The sequence below is a fragment of the Arthrobacter sp. MW3 TE3886 genome (assembly GCF_041262145.1).
Lineage (GTDB): Bacteria > Actinomycetota > Actinomycetes > Actinomycetales > Micrococcaceae > Arthrobacter.
In genome coordinates, this window is sequence record NZ_JBGCAN010000001.1 from 2,263,123 (window position 1) to 2,280,344 (window position 17,222).

General features: G+C 62.2%; 13 protein-coding genes. 9 read left to right on the forward strand and 4 right to left on the reverse strand.

Annotation, left to right across the window (positions count from 1 at the left end; all coding sequences use genetic code 11):
• Nucleotides 1-33: 33 nt before the first annotated feature.
• The 8 genes from ABH915_RS10255 to ABH915_RS10290 all read left to right on the forward strand — a co-directional run bounded on the left by ABH915_RS10255 (nt 34) and on the right by ABH915_RS10290 (nt 9,070).
• A complete protein-coding gene (locus ABH915_RS10255; protein ID WP_370120650.1) occupies nt 34-1,326 on the forward strand; it encodes an ABC transporter substrate-binding protein in 1,293 nt (430 codons plus the stop codon).
• 83 nt (nt 1,327-1,409) lie between these two features.
• Nucleotides 1,410-2,414 (forward strand): carbohydrate ABC transporter permease, encoded by a 1,005-nt coding sequence (locus ABH915_RS10260; RefSeq protein WP_370120653.1) that lies wholly within the window; start codon nt 1,410-1,412, stop codon nt 2,412-2,414.
• A gap of 2 nt (nt 2,415-2,416) precedes the next feature.
• Complete coding sequence (locus ABH915_RS10265; RefSeq protein WP_370120656.1) at nt 2,417-3,325, forward strand: carbohydrate ABC transporter permease; 909 nt, start codon at nt 2,417-2,419, stop codon at nt 3,323-3,325.
• Nucleotides 3,322-4,383 carry a sugar kinase gene (locus tag ABH915_RS10270; RefSeq protein ID WP_370120659.1) on the forward strand — a complete coding sequence of 354 codons (1,062 nt, stop codon included), beginning with the start codon at nt 3,322-3,324 and terminating at the stop codon, nt 4,381-4,383. The genes ABH915_RS10265 and ABH915_RS10270 overlap by 4 nt, the downstream gene beginning before the upstream one ends.
• Nucleotides 4,352-4,990: a bifunctional 4-hydroxy-2-oxoglutarate aldolase/2-dehydro-3-deoxy-phosphogluconate aldolase gene (locus tag ABH915_RS10275; protein ID WP_370120662.1), complete on the forward strand. Its 639-nt coding sequence runs from the start codon at nt 4,352-4,354 to the stop codon at nt 4,988-4,990. The genes ABH915_RS10270 and ABH915_RS10275 overlap by 32 nt, the downstream gene beginning before the upstream one ends.
• 117 nt (nt 4,991-5,107) lie before the next feature.
• The gene (locus ABH915_RS10280; protein WP_370120665.1) at nt 5,108-5,782 is read left to right on the forward strand and encodes an HAD family hydrolase; all 675 of its coding nucleotides are present in this window, start codon (nt 5,108-5,110) and stop codon (nt 5,780-5,782) included.
• Nucleotides 5,783-6,153: 371 nt separating this feature from the next.
• The gene (locus ABH915_RS10285) at nt 6,154-7,623 is read left to right on the forward strand and encodes an MFS transporter (RefSeq protein WP_370120668.1); all 1,470 of its coding nucleotides are present in this window, start codon (nt 6,154-6,156) and stop codon (nt 7,621-7,623) included.
• A gap of 133 nt (nt 7,624-7,756) precedes the next feature.
• The gene (locus tag ABH915_RS10290; protein WP_370120671.1) at nt 7,757-9,070 is read left to right on the forward strand and encodes an ornithine cyclodeaminase family protein; all 1,314 of its coding nucleotides are present in this window, start codon (nt 7,757-7,759) and stop codon (nt 9,068-9,070) included.
• Nucleotides 9,071-9,784: 714 nt separating this feature from the next.
• On the opposite strand, the gene ABH915_RS10295 is transcribed toward ABH915_RS10290, so the two are convergent.
• The 4 genes from ABH915_RS10295 to ABH915_RS10310 all read right to left on the reverse strand — a co-directional run bounded on the left by ABH915_RS10295 (nt 9,785) and on the right by ABH915_RS10310 (nt 15,191).
• Nucleotides 9,785-10,753, reverse strand: coding sequence for a sugar kinase (locus tag ABH915_RS10295; RefSeq protein WP_370120674.1), 969 nt, complete (start codon nt 10,751-10,753; stop codon nt 9,785-9,787).
• Nucleotides 10,750-11,418, reverse strand: a complete 669-nt coding sequence (locus ABH915_RS10300; RefSeq protein ID WP_370120676.1) for a bifunctional 4-hydroxy-2-oxoglutarate aldolase/2-dehydro-3-deoxy-phosphogluconate aldolase — start codon at nt 11,416-11,418, stop codon at nt 10,750-10,752. The genes ABH915_RS10295 and ABH915_RS10300 overlap by 4 nt, the downstream gene beginning before the upstream one ends.
• Nucleotides 11,419-11,595: 177 nt before the next feature.
• On the reverse strand, nt 11,596-13,674 hold the full coding sequence (locus ABH915_RS10305; protein WP_370120679.1) for an FAD-binding protein: 2,079 nt from the start codon (nt 13,672-13,674) through the stop codon (nt 11,596-11,598).
• 149 nt (nt 13,675-13,823) lie between these two features.
• Nucleotides 13,824-15,191 carry an MFS transporter gene (locus ABH915_RS10310; protein WP_370120682.1) on the reverse strand — a complete coding sequence of 456 codons (1,368 nt, stop codon included), beginning with the start codon at nt 15,189-15,191 and terminating at the stop codon, nt 13,824-13,826.
• Nucleotides 15,192-15,460: 269 nt separating this feature from the next.
• Here ABH915_RS10310 and ABH915_RS10315 point away from each other — a divergent pair, with 269 nt between their 5' ends.
• The gene (locus ABH915_RS10315; protein ID WP_370120685.1) at nt 15,461-16,474 is read left to right on the forward strand and encodes a LacI family DNA-binding transcriptional regulator; all 1,014 of its coding nucleotides are present in this window, start codon (nt 15,461-15,463) and stop codon (nt 16,472-16,474) included.
• The last annotated feature ends 748 nt before the right edge of the window (nt 16,475-17,222 follow it).

Here is a 17,222-nt window from a genome sequence, read left to right on the forward strand (position 1 = left end):
ATCCGGCGTCTGACAACCCAAAGGAGAGTAGTCATGCGTGCATCAAACAAGCTCCAGATCTCGCTGGCCGTTACGGCAGCCGCAAGCCTCATCGCAGTAACCGGGTGTTCCGCCAACCAGCCGGCCGGAAGCTCCACCGCCGCTGGCACCGACAAACTGGAAATCACCTCCTGGTGGACCTCCGGCTCGGAGGCCGAAGCCCTGAATGTCCTGATTGACGGCGTGAAGGCGGCCAAACCGGGTCTCGCCGTGGATAACGCCGCTGTCTCCGGCGGCGGCGGAGCCAACGCACGGCAGGCACTGGCCGCGCGGCTTCAGGCCGGCAGCCCGCCGGATTCCTGGCAGCTCCACCCGGCGGGCCAGCTGAAGAGCTACGTGGACGGCGGCCAGGTCGCGGATCTGACAGATCTCTGGACGCAGAACGATTGGGCATCCAAGCTCCCCAAGGACGTGGCCGAGGCTCAGCAGGTCGGCGGTAAGTACTACACCGTTCCCATCGGCGTCCACCGCGGCAACGTGCTCTGGACCAACCCCGCGGTGCTTGCCAAAGCCAACGTCAAGATCAACCCGACGGGCAGTGTGGACGAGCTGATCGCCAGCCTGAAACAGGTCCAAGCCACCGGGACCACACCGGTATGCCTGGGAGACAAGGACATTTTCGCTTCGGCCGAGTTGCTGGAATCCATCGTCATGTCCAGGGTGGGCGCTGACAACTGGAAGAAGCTGTTCACGAATGAATACTCCTTTGACGCTCCGGAAATGAAGCAGGCACTTGAGGATTACAAAACGATCCTTTCCCTTTCCAACAAGGACCACTCAGCCGTCACCTGGGACGAAGCCGTGAAGAAAATGGCTGACGGCAATTGCGCCGTCAGCCTCATGGGGGATTGGGCCTACGGCGAACTGCTGAACGCCAAGAAGCAACCCGGGACTGACTTCGCATGGGTCACCTTCCCCGGCAAGGAAGACATCTTCGACTACGTCGGTGACGGCTTCTCCATCCCCGCGAACAACATCCCGCACGCGGACGCGGCGAACGCCTGGCTGAAGACCCTGATGGACCCGAAGATCCAGACAGAGTTCGCGGTAAAGAAGGGGTCCATCCCCGCAGTTACCAACGCCGACATCTCCAGCCTCTCGCAATACCAGCAGGAGGCCGCCAAGAGCTTCGCCGCTGCCAAGGTTGTCTCCTCCCTTGCCCATGGCCAGGTCACGACAGCCGAATTCGCCCAGACGTACGCCGACGCCGTCTCCACGTTCAACGGCAGTGGGAACGTCGACGCGTTCATTGCCAGCATGACGCAGGCGCAGAAGACCCAGCTGTAGTAATAGCCGGTCAGCCAACCAAGTCGCAAAGGGTGTGGCTGCGGGTCACCGCAGCCACACCCCCGGACAGGATCAGTACTCACATGACAACAGCAACAGCACAGCCAACGCCGGTGGATCCCGACCCCCGGTCCAGGAAACAAGTACCCCACAACGTCAGGACATCCCGCAGGGCGGCCTGGATCTTCGCCCCCAGCCTGCTGGTCAGCTTCCTCTTCGTCTACGTCTTCATTGGGATCACCGCCTACATCTCCCTCTCCAACTGGAAGATTGGCACGAGCCCGAATATGAGCCTCCGCCAGCCGCTGGGGGCCACCTACGGTGAGCTGGTCCAGGAACAGCGCTTCCAGGCCGACATCCGCAACGTAGTTGTGTTCACCGTGATCTTCCTGGTCCTGGCCATCCTCGGCGGACTCGTCGCGGCTCTCTTCATCCACCACGTCGCAGTCGGCAAAGGTCTGTTTCGGACCGTCTTCCTCCTGCCGTACGCGCTGTCCTTCATCGTCACCGGTGTTGCCTGGCGCTGGATCTTTTCGCCCTCCACCGGTGTCAACGAAATCCTGCGGAACATGGGAATCGAGAACCCCCCAGGTTGGACCACCGATCCCACCATTCTGGGGGCATTGAACGATCCCTCCGGCACGGACTTCCTGAAAGTCCAGCTCGGCATCCCGGTGGCACTGCTGCCCATCATTTTTGCCGCCGCCTGGCAGCTGGTCGGCTTCGCCATGGCCATGTACCTCGCCGGCCTCGCCTCCATCCCCGAAGAACACCTCGAAGCCGCCAACGTCGACGGCGCCAACCTCTGGCAGCGCCTGCGCTACATCGTGCTGCCCCAGCTCTGGCCCTCCACCATCACCTGCTTCGTACTCCTGCTTCACGTGGCCCTGAAAATCTTCGACCTCGTCGTCGCCATGTCAGGCTCCGGACCCGGATTCGTCACCGACGTCCCCGGCATCTACATCTACAACTACCTCACCAGCCGTTACGACAAAGCCTCGGCAATGGCGATCATCCTCCTCCTGCTGACCCTCGTGGTTATCGTCCCCTACCTCGTCCGCGGATACCGGAAAGAGCGAAAGGCATAGAAATGGCCGTCGAAACCCTCGAACCGACCCCGTCCCAACCCGCCCCCGCGGCGCGCCGGCGCCCCGGAAAGCTGGCCCCGAAGCCCCGGTCCTGGAGCATCCCCAAGACTGCAGGCGGTTGGATCATCCTGGCGGTCTGCTCAATTGCCACCATGGGTATGCTGGTGCCCGTGTACGTCATCATCGCCACGGCACTGTCAGGAAGCACCGGCGCACCCAACTTCTTCCTCGCTTTCCCCGACGCACCCAGCTTGGACGCCTTCAAAGGGGCCTGGACGAAACTCCACGGATCGCTCGCCAACTCCCTGCAGATCACGATCCCGGCCGCCCTGATTTCCTGCCTCATAGGCTCGATCAATGGCTACATCCTGGCCAAGTTCCCGTTCCGGGGGTCCAATGCCCTCTTCACGGTGCTGCTGGTCGGCATGTTCATCCCCTTCCAGGCCGTCATTATCCCGGTCTTCCAGTTCCTGAACATGCTGCACCTGCAGGGAAGCATCATCGGCCTGATCCTGGTCCACATCATCTACGGCATCCCGATCACCACCCTGATCTTCCGCAACTACTACGAGGGCATCCCCAGCGCCATCATCGAGGCCGCTTCCATCGACGGCGCCGGGATCTGGGCAACCTACTTCCGCGTGATGCTCCCGCTCTCCATCCCCGGTTTCGTGGTCGCCGGCATCTTCCAGTGCACCAACATCTGGAATGACTTCCTCTTCGGCTTCATCCTTGCTTCCCCGGCAGCGTGGCCCGCCACCGTGACGCTAAACAACCTCATCGGGACGACCACCGTTGACTACTCCGAGCTGATGGCCGGTGCAGTGCTTGTGGCCGCACCCACCGTCCTGCTCTACCTCGTCCTGGGCAAGTTCTTCGTGGGCGGCCTCACTGCCGGAGCCGTGAAATGACCCTCCTTGACGTACTCTGCGTCGGCGAGACGATGGCCGTCGTCACGCCCGCTAACGCCGAGCCCCTCAGCCAGGCGGAAGAATGCCTGCTCGGATACGGCGGAGCGGAGTCCAACGTCGCTGCACACTTGGCCGAATTCGGATACCGGTCCGGCTGGGCCAGCCGCCTCGGCCAGGACCCGTTCGGAGACCGAATCATGGACGGACTGGCCGCACGGGGCGTGGACGTCAGCTTGGTCACCCGCGACAGCAGCGCCCCCACGGGCGTGTACTTCAAGGACCCCGATCTGGGCCACGGTGCCAGGACGCTCTACTACCGGGCCGGATCAGCGGCCTCGGCCATGGCGCCGGAGGATTCGGGGGCATGGCCGCTGGAACAGACAGGCTGGATCCACACCAGCGGCATTAATGCCGCCCTGTCGGTCAGCTGTTCCGCGCTGACGGAGTACCTCCTCGACCAGGCCAGCGCGAAAGGCTACAAGGTTTCCTTCGACGTCAACTACCGCCCCGCCCTGTGGGGCGTCAACGCCGCCGGACCGCGCCTGCTGGAACTGGCGGCCAGGGCAACGGTCGTCCTCGTCGGGCTCGATGAAGCAGAAACCCTGTGGGGCTGCACCACGGCAGAACAAGTGTCGGCGCTCCTGCCCGGGCCCCGCCATCTGGTCATCAAGGACTCGGCAACCGAAGCAGTCGAATTCGTCCGGGACCAGAACCGGGATGAACGCATCCACCGGGTGCCGGCGCACCGGGTCGAAGTGATAGAACCCGTAGGTGCGGGTGACGCGTTTGCAGCCGGATATCTGGCCGGCCTCCTCCGCGGGGATAAACCCGAAGACAGGATCGCCCTGGGTCATTCCTTTGCCGCCTGGACCCTGGGCACGCGCGCCGACTACCGCCCCGGCCACGGAGCCCGACCCCGCAGCTACGACCCGGACAGCATCACGCAGCATGCGCTGACCGCACCGGCCATGCCGGGGGACACCGCCCCGCAGCACCATCTGGCAACACCATCTGAAAGAGAAGACCTTGGCACGCACCCTGCTAAACGATTGGTTTGACGACGACTTCTTCCGGGTCCCGGTCATCGCCGTACTCCGCGGCCTCACGCCCGGCGAAGCGGTCCTGTCCGCCACCCGGGCCTGGGACGCCGGTGTCCAGCACGTCGAAGTCACCATCGAAACACCCGAAGCCGTCCCCACACTCGCAGCAGTGGCCAGCGCCGCGGCCGAGCGCGGTGTGGCGGTCGGTGCCGGTACCATCATCCGGATCGAGCAGCTGGACGCCGCAGCATCCGCGAACGCCTCCTTCACGGTCTCCCCGGGACTGGATGAACGAATCATCCAGGAAAGCATCCGCCGCGGCATCCCGCATCTCCCGGGCGTGGCCACCGCCAGCGAGATCCTTCGTGCCCGAGCCTTCGGTCTCACCTGGCTCAAAGCGTTCCCCGCCTCCGTTCTCGGCCCCGACTGGGTCAAAGCCATGAAGGGACCCTTCCCCGACGTCCGCTTCGTCGCTACCGGAGGGATGAAAGCGGCCACCGCCCCCACGTACCTCGCCGCCGGGGTAAGCGTCATCGGGCTAAGCTCCGACTTCTCCTCCAACGCCGGGGCCGCAGCCGTCCACGACCTCCTTGCCACCCTCGCAGGAACGAATGCTGCGACCTGACACGCACTTACCAGACCCCCGTCAGCAGGCATGATCGAACCTCGTAGTTGGCGAGGCATATCATCACAGAAAACACCGAACCCGGCCCCGGGCCGGCTCAATGAAACGGACTGTGCCATGCCTGCAGGAGACGAACGCGAACTTCAAGCGGTTCTGTGGGACATGGACGGTACCCTTGTCGATACGGAGCCGTACTGGCTGGCGGCGCAGAGCGAAATCGCGCGACAGTACGGCCTCAACTGGACCACGCAGGATGCGCACGCAACGGTGGGGCAGGCCATGCCGGTCACGGCGACGATCCTGCAGGAACGCGGTGTTTCCCTCTCCGCGGCGGAGATCATCAACGATCTCCTCGAACGGGTCGTGGCAAAGCTGGAAGGGGGCATTCCATGGCTCCCCGGCGCGGAAAGGATCCTGGCCGAACTCGCCGCCGCCCGCATTCCTTCAGCCCTGGTCACTATGGCCTTCAGCCCCGTCGCCACTCGCGTGGCATCTGCCGCGCCCATCGGGACCTTTCATGCTGTGGTCGCCGGGGATGCCGTTCCGCAGGGCAAGCCTCACCCAGCCCCCTATCTGGCCGCAGCAGAACTCCTTAATGTCCAACCCTCCCATTGCGTCGCGGTGGAGGACTCGGTAAGCGGCACCACGAGTGCGCAAGCCGCCGGCATGGAAGTCGTTGTGGTCCCCGGAATTGCCCGGCCTTCCCCCGGGCCCGGCCGCCACTACGTCAGCTCACTTGAGAACGTGACCGTTGCAAGCCTCCGCGGCATACTCCGCGGAACCAAAGCCTAGGGACGCAGCGGCTGCCAACGGCCGGCTGTCAACCACACTGCAAAAGCCGCCGACGTTTTGTAGAGCGATCTACTAGACAAGGCGCCTGCGTTCGACTCGATATCTCTGGATCTCAGGCTCGCCGAAACGATGATTCGAAGGGTTCTCGATAAAATCTGTTGCATCGATCTACTAACCCCGGTAAAGTTGATGCAAACGCTGCGGCGAACAACAGCCGGCGCACCTGAAGCGGCAGTCCGGCGGACCCATCCCCGGCGACGGGACAGCGGCACTGTAGAACCGGCCGCACCAGCGCGTACCTGACAACTCACGGGATCGTCAGCGATCTAATCGGCAAGAAGATCTTTGCCATTCACGATAGGTAATTCACCATGTCGATTAACGACGATGTTAAGGACGCCCCGGCCACCGGGGTGACCCGCACGGACCTGCTCCGTGCAGCCTGGGCAAGTTCCTTAGGCAGCGCCTTGGAGTACTACGACTTCGCGCTCTACAGCTTGGCTTCGGCCCTGGTTTTCGGCCCCCTGTTCTTCCCCGGGACCAACCCCTCAACGGGTCTGATCCTGAGCTTCGGAACCTACTTCCTGGGCTTCGCAGTGCGGCCGCTGGGCGGAATCATCTTCGGCCGCCTCGGCGACCGGGTGGGACGCAAATTTGTGCTGCTCGCAACTATCACTCTTATGGGCGGGGCCAGCACGCTGATCGGCTTCCTGCCGACCTACAACGGCTCTTCAGGCGACTGGTACGGCGGGGGAATCGGCATCCTCGCGCCGATCCTGCTCATCGTGCTGCGGCTGCTCCAGGGCCTGGGTGCGGGGGCCGAAATGGCCGGCGCGTCCATTCTCATGACCGAGTACGCCCCGCGGAAGGAACGCGGCTTCTACGCCTCCCTCCCGTTCCTGGGAGTCCAGGTCGGAACGGTCACTGCTGCTCTGGTCTACTTCCTCCTCCTCAACGCCAATCAGACGACCAAGATCACCGACACTTGGCTGTGGCGCACCCCCTTCATCGCCAGCGCGGCCATCCTCATCGTCGCCATCTTTATCCGTCTGAAGCTCAAAGAGTCCCCAACATTCACCAAGCTCGAGGCCCACGAGATGATCGTTGACAAGCCTCTGGCGACGCTGCTCAAAACCTCCCGCCCAACCCTTCTGCGCGGCATCGGACTCCGCCTCGCGGAGAACGGCTCGTCCTCGATCTACCAGGCACTCGCCATCGCCTACGTCACCAGTGCAGCGGTAGGAGTAAAGGGGCCGATCGGCGCGTTGTCGCTCGTCTTCGCCGCCGCCCTGGGCGCCCTCGTCGTTCCGATCGCCGGCAAGCTCTCCGACCACTTCGGACGCGTCAAGACCTACCGCGCATTCGCCATCTTCCAGCTCCTCGCCGCCTTCCCCATCTGGTACGTGCTGAGCCTCGGAGACACGGTCCAGACCATCGTCGTACTCTCCCTCGGTCTCGGCATCGGCACGTGGGGCATGTTCGGCGCACAGAGTGCATTTATGTCAGAACTCTTCAGCGCCCGTCAGCGGTACCTCGGCGTTTCCGTCGCCCGAGAGATCTCCGCCGTCATCTCCGGCGGCATTGCACCGCTGATTGGTGCCTGGATCATTTCCCTGGTGATAGCGGGGGATGGCGGTCCCGGCGTTCCGGAAGCCGGATCGGGCGCATGGCTGCCAATCGCCGGCTACCTGTCCCTGCTGACCCTCATCACCATCGTGGCGACGTTCTTCACCCCCGAAACCATCGGCCGCGACCTCGACGACCCTCGGGACGCCATCAACGACCCCGCAACGCTGGAGGGACATCGGGCCGCCGTGTACGCCGACAAGGTTTCAGCCTAGGAAAATCGAACGCTTCCCCTGCGGCGGCCACGAGCCGCCGCGGGGGAAGGCAGAGGCCGGGCCCACGACCCGAGCCAGCAGTGGCTCAGCAGTTCAAACTCATGGCAGACCATCGAAGGACGGAGACTACAGAATGACGCCAAACCCTCCAGACGCTTCTCCGGAGCCCTGGACGTTCTCGGCAAACGGTGTCCTCGAAGCACTCACCTGGGCCCAGGCCGTAGACGCCCTCCAATCGACACTCGCCGATGGTTTTGACCCGGAAACTGATCCCGACCGCCACTCCATCGACGCTGCCGGCGGCCACATGCTCCTCATGCCGTCATCAACAGGACAACGCCTCGGCGTCAAAGTCCTCACCGTCCGCAACGGGCCGGACGCCACCGATTCACTGCCCACGATCCAAGGCGCATACGTCCTGTTCGACGGCGACTCAATGGCACCGCTCGCCTTCCTGGACGGAGCCGCGCTGACCAAGGTGCGAACGGCTGCGACCTCGGCTCTGGCCATCAGACACCTCGCAGACCGCCCCCTCCCGCGCCTCGCGGTATTCGGCACCGGTGCCCAGGCCCACGGACACGCCTCGGCGCTGCACGCTACCGCCGGAGTTGAACACGTGGACGTCGTGGCCCGTGACTCCGCCAAAGGCGAAGCCTTCGTCCGCCAGCTCCGCTCCGAAGGCATCCCTGCCTCCTTGGCTACTCCTGCCGCGGTGTCCGCGGCAGACATCATCGCCTGCACGTCCAGCGCGGGCGCCCCCCTCTTTTCAGGGGACGCCGTAAAGGACCACGCTCTGGTCCTCGCCATCGGAAGTCACACACCAACGACCAGGGACATCGATTCCACGCTAGTGTCCCGCGGCAGCGTCGTCGTCGAATCCCGCCATAGCGCACAACGCGAAGCCGGCGCAGTCCTCATCCCCCAGAGCGAGAACCTCCTGTACGTCCGGGATCTCCCGACCCTCTCCGACATCGTCCAGGGCCGGTACGCGGTCTCCGCAGGCACCGGACCACGAATTTTCGTCGGCACCGGCATGGCCTGGCAAGACCTCTCCATTGCCGGAGCCGTATTCGCCGAAGCCCAAAAACAGATGCCCGGGTTTACGAGCCCCGAATATCTGCAGCCCGGCCCAACAACGAACGCGTCCCGCGATACGGCCCGGTACCGGATCGAAAGAAGCCCCCTCGGCTTCCACAGCGATCGGGACACCTTCGCCAGCCCCGCGACGGCCCACCTCGGACAGGCCCGCCGGGCCGGGGAAGGGGAGTGGGTGGCGGTGGACAACTACGGCCGGCCGGTAGCCACAATATGGTCGCCCTACCTTGGGCGGCCCAACACATTCAGATGCGATCCGCTGCCACACGCACGCTACGTTGACGCCGTCGAAGCAGACGACTTCTCGGTGGTCCTCGACTACGCGCTGAACAACTTTTCAACGGCGCTTTGACGGCTCCCGAATGGTTTGCAGCCCGTAGGCCCTGCACAGCACAGGGCAAGGTGCAAAAAGCGATCGGCCCCTGGGTCGGATCAGGAACCCACGTAGTTCCCTGATCCTCGTACACACAATCCCGCCGAATCTGCCCGCGCACGAGTGCAGGTCCACGGCAACGATCAACGTCACGAAGAAGGAATGAAAAGTCTTGAAGCATGAAGCGACTGACGCCGACATCGACTTCCTTTGCTCCTTGTCTCCCGGCGACCAAGTGGAGGTCTACGACGAACAAGGGAGGGTTATGATGCGAGGACAGACTGAGATAACAGCTCCCCATCTCGGGATTCTTTGGGTTCGCACAGATACCGGGGAGCGAAGAGCCATTGACATTCACGAGTACTTGGTTCGATCATCCATGGACCGGGGAAGCCCCAACTGGTACTACGTCATTACCTGACGAGCGCCGGCATTCGTGATCCAATACGTTCTGCCTCCCATACCGGAGATCAGGCTGTCGACATTCCCCTGCCCACCGAGAGGTACGCAGCTGCGAACCACTCGGTTTGGACATGGGATTGGCCGAGTCCCTCTTCGAGTTGGATCTTAACTACCCGCCCTCCAGCTCCGGCGCCCAAAGGTTCCTCCGCGTCACCATCCAGTGGCCGGTCCAGGAACTTGTCGGCTGCTCGTTCCGTCGACGGGTGGCGGCCGCTCGGATTCCGAAACCACCTAGCGCAATACGGGTTCTTTTGATTCTAGGAGACGGAGTTCGCTCCGCCGAGGCAAGCCTTCCCAGTCCCCAAGGACCATACACGCGAACGCGCCGGTGGCGACTGCTGTCCTCAGTCTTTCGGCAGGGCCCAATCCAGCCACGAATTCGGCCAGATAGCCGGCCACAAATGCATCGCCTGCACCCACGGTGTCGACGACTTCCACGGAAACTGCGGACTGGCGGAACAGCTCGCCCTCAACCAGCGCAAGGGCGCCCTTGGCGCCGAGCTTGATCACTGCCTCGCGCGGACCCAACGCTACAATACGGCGGGCGAGCTCCTCCGGATCGGAGCCACCTCCCACGGCGATCGATGCCTCGTCGTCGCCGGCAAACACGATGTCCGCCTGGGAAATGATGTCTCGGTACACGCCACCGGCAGCTTCTCGTGACCACAGGGTTCCCCGGTAGTTGAGGTCGAAGGAGACGGGCACTCCGGCAGACCGCGCGACGTCAATGGCATGAAGGAGCGTTGATTCCGCTTGCGCTGACAGTGCGGGGGTGATGCCGCTGACGTGGAGCAGACTCGCGCTGGAGATTAGCTGAGCGTCCAGGTCCTCCGGGGACATGCGTGATCCCGCGCTTCCGGTGCGATAGTACGTCACGCGCTGACTGGCGGACGTTCGCCGTTCCTTGATCATCAGTCCCGTGGGAGCGGTGTCATCCACGGTGACCCTGGTGTCGACTCCTTCGGCCCGAATCTCACGCTCGACGAGTTGCCCGAGCGCGTCATTGCCTATGCGGCCACACCAGACGGTTGATATCCCCAGACGCCGGAGGCCGACGGCGACATTGGACTCGGATCCGCCGATACCCAAGGTCATGGTGGAGGCGTGGGCCAGGGGGCCGGGCTGATCAGCCCGCATCAAGGCCATAGTTTCACCAAATGTCAGGACATACGGCGATGGTGGCTGCAGTACCCCGATCATGCACCCGCCTCGTCCACGAGCCGACGAACACGCTTTGCTCTGGCGGTGAGCGACTGCAGGTTACCGTCCTTGAAGGCGTCCTCCAGCAGCGGACCCCCGAGACTCACGGCCACCGCTCCGGCCTTGATCCAGCTGGGCACGTCGTCAATGCCCACACCGCCGGATGGGATGACCTGTATCTCCGGGAACGGACCGCGAAGCTGCGAGATATAGCCGGGCCCTACCGTGGCCGCGGGGAAGACCTTCACGGCCGTGGCACCAAGTTTCCATCCGGCATGGAGTTCGGTGGGGGTTAACCCACCTGGGAAGACAGGCGTTCCGCGACGGACGCAGGTTTCAATGACGCCCCGGTCGATGACTGGCGTCACGATGTACGTTGCCCCGAGGTCCAGTGCGGTTTCTGCTTCGCTGGCCGTCGTTACGGTGCCGACGCCGATTTCCAGGCCAGCGCCGAACCTGTCCTTCAGCAAGGGGAGTTCGTCGAACACGCCCGGTGTGCTCAGAGTTAGTTCGATGCTGAGAACGCCTCCCCGCTGTAGTGCTTCGATGACGGGGGCATAGTCCCTCGCGTGAGCAGCCCTAAGTACTGCCACGACCTTGGTCTCGTTCAGAACCGAAGACAGTGGAGTTCTGGTCAGGTCAGGACCTGATTGTGGTGTGGTCATGTGTCGGTACCCCTTTTGTTTGCCGGAGCCAGTAGCAGCCGAATATTCAAGTACTTGGATCTATGGAGGGTGTTGGTGCCGAGTGGCGTTTTCGGGGGTGAGTCTCGCTTAGATATCGGCAAGGCCGCGATGGGCACTGCGGCTGGGCCGGTGATCGGCTCGTACGGCAGCGACGGTTCAGTAGACATTGCCGTTGGTCCGAAAGTCTCTCCAGACGTTCTCAAAAAAATGATCCGGTTCCGGAATCGGACGGCGCGCCCTCCAGTGGAACGCCACTTTGCCGGGCGTCCGCCGCAGATCGGGTTCGGCGGGACCGTTTCCGCTGTCGCCGGCGGAGATCGTCGCTTCGCCAGGCTGGGGAACCTGTCCGTCAAGGAATACCGTTTCCTGTATGCGGTCATCTAGAGCGCCGTTATCAAGCAGGAACCTGAAGATTTCCGGCAGCTGCAGCTCTTCGTCCGGCTCGGAGCCGTATCCCTTGCGCGGGAGCGATCCCCTGGGATCCGAATAGATGACAGATCCACGTGAGTGACCATCATGGGCAACATAGTCGGCCATTGCCGACAGGTAGACATAGGCCGTTGTGAGAATGTCCCTGACAAGGAACGTCCGGCTGATAGACCTCCGAGATGACCCGTCTGCCGATACTACGTCCGAGTAGCTCCTCATCCAATCGTCGATCTTCTCGAGTGCTTCGGGGATTGACGTGTTTGACCTCACCGGTCCGGCCTTTTCGCTCATGAGCACTTGGACTCGTGACAGGAGGTCACCGGTGTTGTCCGGTATTCCCTGTTGCGCCCGCTGTGTCGCCAACTTCATGAGGTTCTGCGCTTCACGGAGTATCGGCGCTGCAGCATCGACGAATTCCGTATCTGTGAGCACCGGCATGTCCCTGCCGGCCGCGATGTACTGCGAGGCCCGCGTTGCACCCACCTGTCCGCTGTTCAGGGCAGCACCGCCAGGACGGTAGACGCCATGGGAGCCTGCGGCTTCACCTACAGGGAAGAATCCTCGCACATTCGACTGCCACCAAGCGTCGACGGTCAGTCCTCCGTTATTGTGCTGGGCGCACACATCAACTTCGAGCATGTGCTTCTCAAGATCGATATATGGATTCCTGTCGAGGTAGAACCGGTATGCCGGCTCGTTCATACGCCTCAACCGCTCGATAGGTGTGCCGAACAGAGCGTCTGCGCAGCGGAGATACTCGTGGGCCTCAGGTTGCAGTTCGATGTGGTCGAACGATTCCCGAACGGGATTTTGCCGGAAGTCGAGGAACACCCGACGGCCACGAAGCACGGTTTCGCGGTACACGAGCAGGTCGATCAACGAGGATCCGTCCGCTGCCTTCCGAGCGTCGAACGGCCATTGATAGCCCTTGAGGAACACAAGTGAAATCAGTCGTCCATAGTCTTCGATCGTTTCGGTAAGGAATTCGCGTTCGTCGTTCCCGTCGGCGTCGGTGGAGACAAAGCGGGGAACGGCCTGCATGTAGGTTCCGGAGACATTCCAGCGCGGCTTGATCGACCCGAGACCGAACTGCCATTCCGTCAGATTTTTTCCGTGCACTCCTGCCCGAAGAGCGGCGCCTGATGCGCCCCATTGCCCGTTTGGAAAAACGCTCGTCGAATAGATGCCGGCCGGTCCGCCGGTTGCATACACAATGTTTTGGCATTTGAAGAAGAGGAACGGACTATCACCTGAGTCCAGGGATACGTTTGTCCGTAGGACCAGCAGGCCTGCCACCCGACTACCACCTTCGGCGTCGGGGAGCACCACGACGTCGACCACACGGCACTCACCGAAAATCTGCGTGCCATTTCGCTGGACTTTCTTCTCAAGCTGTTCCACCATAGTCCGGCTGGTATACGGGCCGACTGATGTGGCCCTCTGGCGGGGATCGTGATCCGTCTTGTATCCAATGAACTCGCCGTAGCGGTTCTGAGGGAATGGCACTCCCAAATCGCAGAGCCGGATAAAGCTCCTGGCACTCAGGGCGGCTTCGGCCAGTGCGTTGTCTCCGTCCATGGCACCGCCAGAGAAGAGAGTCTCTGCCATCTCCCGCACAGAGTCCTGGTCATTTCCAGACAGTGTGAGCTTGTAGTACGTCTGCTTGTCTGAACCCGCGTTACGGGAAGCGCCCGCCCGCACCTTGTCGGCCACCATGACGATGTCGTCACAGCCTAATTCCCACAGTCGGTCAGCAGCGCAGAAGCCTGCCGATCCGGTCCCGACGATCACGGTGGAAACTGTCATTACCGGAACCTGCTCTGCACCAAAAGTCATCATGGGCACTGAGTTCGTCACTACTACATCTCCGTCGAAGCAGACCGCCGTGGCGGTGGTGGATGGTACGCCTGGACGGCGCCCCAGAGCTTCTGTTCTGGGGCGCCGTCTGGGCTGAACTATGAATGCGAGTCGAGGCGCCGGTCCACCTCGCGGAGATCCACTCCGCGCGTTTCTCGAACGAAGAGGATCGAAACGAACGTGATTGCCGCGGCCGCTACCAGATAGAGCGCGACCGGAACATACGAGTCGAACTGTTGCAGGAGTGCGAGTGCGATCAGCGGGGCGAACCCTCCGGCGACGATGGGTGCGAACTGGTAGCACAGCGACAGCGCCGTGTATCTGATCCTTGTGGGGAACATCTCCGTCATCATGGATGCGTAGGGCGAAGTGACCATCGAGTTGATTGCCATGGCCAGCACGACTGCGGTCAGAACTCCAACGTCGGTTCCGGTGTTCATGAGCGGGAAGCCGATGAAACCCCAGGCCGCGGTCAGGACGCAGCCGATGAGGAAGACGGGGCGTCGCCCAAATTTGTCCGACGCCAGGCCCATCAGGGGAAAGAGGAAGAAGTGAAGGACATGGGCGCCCAGCATCAGCAGCAGGATGCGGGATGTGTCCATATGGACGGCCGTCTTCAAATAGGTCAGGGAGAACGTGATTGCCAGGTAGTACAGGATGTTCTCGGCAAACCGGGCGCCGATGCCGATGGCCACGTGCTTCTTGTGATGCTTGAGCACTTCCACGATTCCGAGCTGGCTCTTCTTATCCCGGGCCGCCTTCTCCTGCGCCTCTTTAAAGATGGGAGCATCGTCGACCTTCGCGCGGATGTAGTAACCGACTGCAACGACCACCGCGGAAAGCCAGAATGCAACCCGCCACCCCCAGCTAAGAAAATCGCTCTCTGTAAGGGTCGAAGACAAAAGTAGAAGGACGAGCGTCGCGAGGATGTTTCCCAGAGGGACCCCGGATTGGGGCCATGCGCTCCACAGACCGCGCCTGTTAGCCGGGGCGTGTTCGCTGACGATCAGTGTTGCGCCGCCCCATTCTCCGCCGAACCCGAAGCCCTGAAAGAGTCGCAGAGCTACGAGCAGCACTGGGGCCCACATGCCGATTTGATCGTAGGTAGGGAGGCAGCCCATCAGGAAGGTCGTAAGACCTACGATTGTCAGGCTTACCTGGAGAAGCGTCTTCCGCCCATATTTGTCGCCGAAGTGGCCAAAGACAAGGCCACCGATCGGGCGTGCCAGAAACCCAACGCCGTACAGAGCGAACGCCGCGATGATGCCATCAGTAGCGTTGCCTGTCTGCCGGAAGAACTGAGCCCCAAATACCAGCGCCGTGGCGCTTCCATACAAAAAAAACTCGTACCACTCGGCCACCGCACCCACCATCGCGGCTCCCACGACTCGGCGCAGGCCCTTGTGGGCGGCTGAGTCGAGGGGCCCTGTTGGATCCAAAGACATATCTGTTGTTGCTGATGACACCACTTCACTCCTCATTGAATGCCTTAGAAACCTCGAAGCGTCAGTCCGCCGGGTTTGATGTAGATCAATCTACATTAAACACCGCAACATCCGTGATTCGAGGCGGCCCGCCGTCGTGCCAGGACGGCATCAAACCGAGAAAACCCTTTAAACGCGGCCTGTTTTCTAGTCTGCAAGATTTCGTCTACGTTGTGGATCAATCTACAAGCAAGTGGATGGTGCTAAGCTCAATTCAAGATATTTGGCTCCTGAACGGATAACAGCAACGAATGGCAGACGTCACTCTCGAAGATGTGGGAAAACACGCTGGCGTGTCGCGGGCCACGGTCTCACTGGTAGCGCGCGGCAGTCAACGTGTGGCCTCCGAAACCAGCAAGCGCGTTAAGTTGTCAATGGCCGAACTTGGCTACGTTTACAACCGGCACGCCGCAGGCATGCGGCAGCAGCAGACGATGCTCTTGGGTTTTGTTGCGACCGACATCCAAAACCCCTTCTTCGCGCAAGTAACAATGTCGATCGAGAGTGTGGCCCGCAAAGCTGGATATACGTTGCTCGTCGGATACAGCCATGACGATCCACTCGATCAGCAAGAACTCATCACGACAATGGCCCAACGGCGGGTGGACGGTATCCTGCTCCAGCCATCGCTGGGAACAACTGGCCAAGTGGCGGTGGATGCTGGCAACGTACCCATAGTGCAACTAGTCCGGTCCTTCAGCGACGAGTTCGATTATGTGGGCCTCGACAACATACAAGCAGGCAAAGATGTAGCGGCTCACATCGCTGCGATCGGCGCGAAATCCGCTCTTTTCATAGGGGCACCGGAAGGTTCCGCCGCACGCCAAGAACGTCTCCGCGGCATCACATCGGGCCTTGAGGGACTACAGGTCAGATTTTCCGAGAATGAGGCGGTCGTAACTAAGAACAACCTCGATGGAGGTTCCTATGGGACGGCCTTCGCACTCGACCATGGAATGCTCCCCGACGTTATTGTGGCCCACAGCGATGCCGTAGCGCTCGGAGTGTATGTTGAGCTGCGGAGACGGAACATCGAGCCAGGAAGGGACATCGCGGTCATCGGATTCGACGACATTCCTTTGGCATCCGCACTGTTTCCCACTCTCACCTCTGTTGGGACACTTGATGGAAAACTCGGCGAGGTGGCGGCCGAAACGATGCTGTGGCGCCTGCAGAGTCCTCAGGAGCCGCCGCGGCAGTCTCGTGTGCGAACTGTCCTCCGAGTCCGGGCGTCGACGGCGCAATGGCGGCCGCGAAGAGCGTGAAGTTTGAAGCTGGGCCCGCCAGTGGGACCAGGCAGCGCTGACTTTAGCGACTGGCCGTCTGCGACCAGTCGCTGTGCCCACTCCCGACGGGTAGCGCGCCGATCACCCGCGACCCCAGCCCCAGCGTTCGGGCGCGCATCTGCGAGCCTCCCCTCCTGGAGAAGTCAGCCCGTCGCCTGACGATTTCCCCCATGGACAAGTCAGCCCGTCGCCTGACGATTTCCCCCATGGACAAGTCCCCGCCTCGTTCCGGCAGGGAGTACATTGCCGAGCCGTCCCCACCTTCGTGATGTGGCGCCATGAAGCTGAATTCGTCCGCCGCGCGCCCCAGGAATGCCTGCCCGTGCGCCCCCCCGGTACGCCGACGGTCGTACCGATGTCGTCCCGGAGACTCCGTGGCCGAACGCCCCCGGGAGAGCAGCAAGGCGCGCCGGCGACGGCGGCAGTGGCGCGGAAACCCTCGCTGGCCATGACTTCGAAGATGGCCAGACAGGGCGGCAACGCAAAACCCTGGAACGCGGTGGACTCGAACGCTGAGGGCATTCAGGCACGTAGAGGGAATAGTGTCTGGTCTGCCTGATGGTGCGGCTCCTTGGAATGGAATCCATGACCGGACCGCGCGACCTCGCCCCGGCGATAGAGCGTTAAGCAGCCCGTCCGGCGACCGCCATTGAACAATGACCGCCGCCGGACTCAGAGCCAAGAGATTTGTCCGGGCTACTTGGGATGTGGGCAGCCGTTAGGCGCC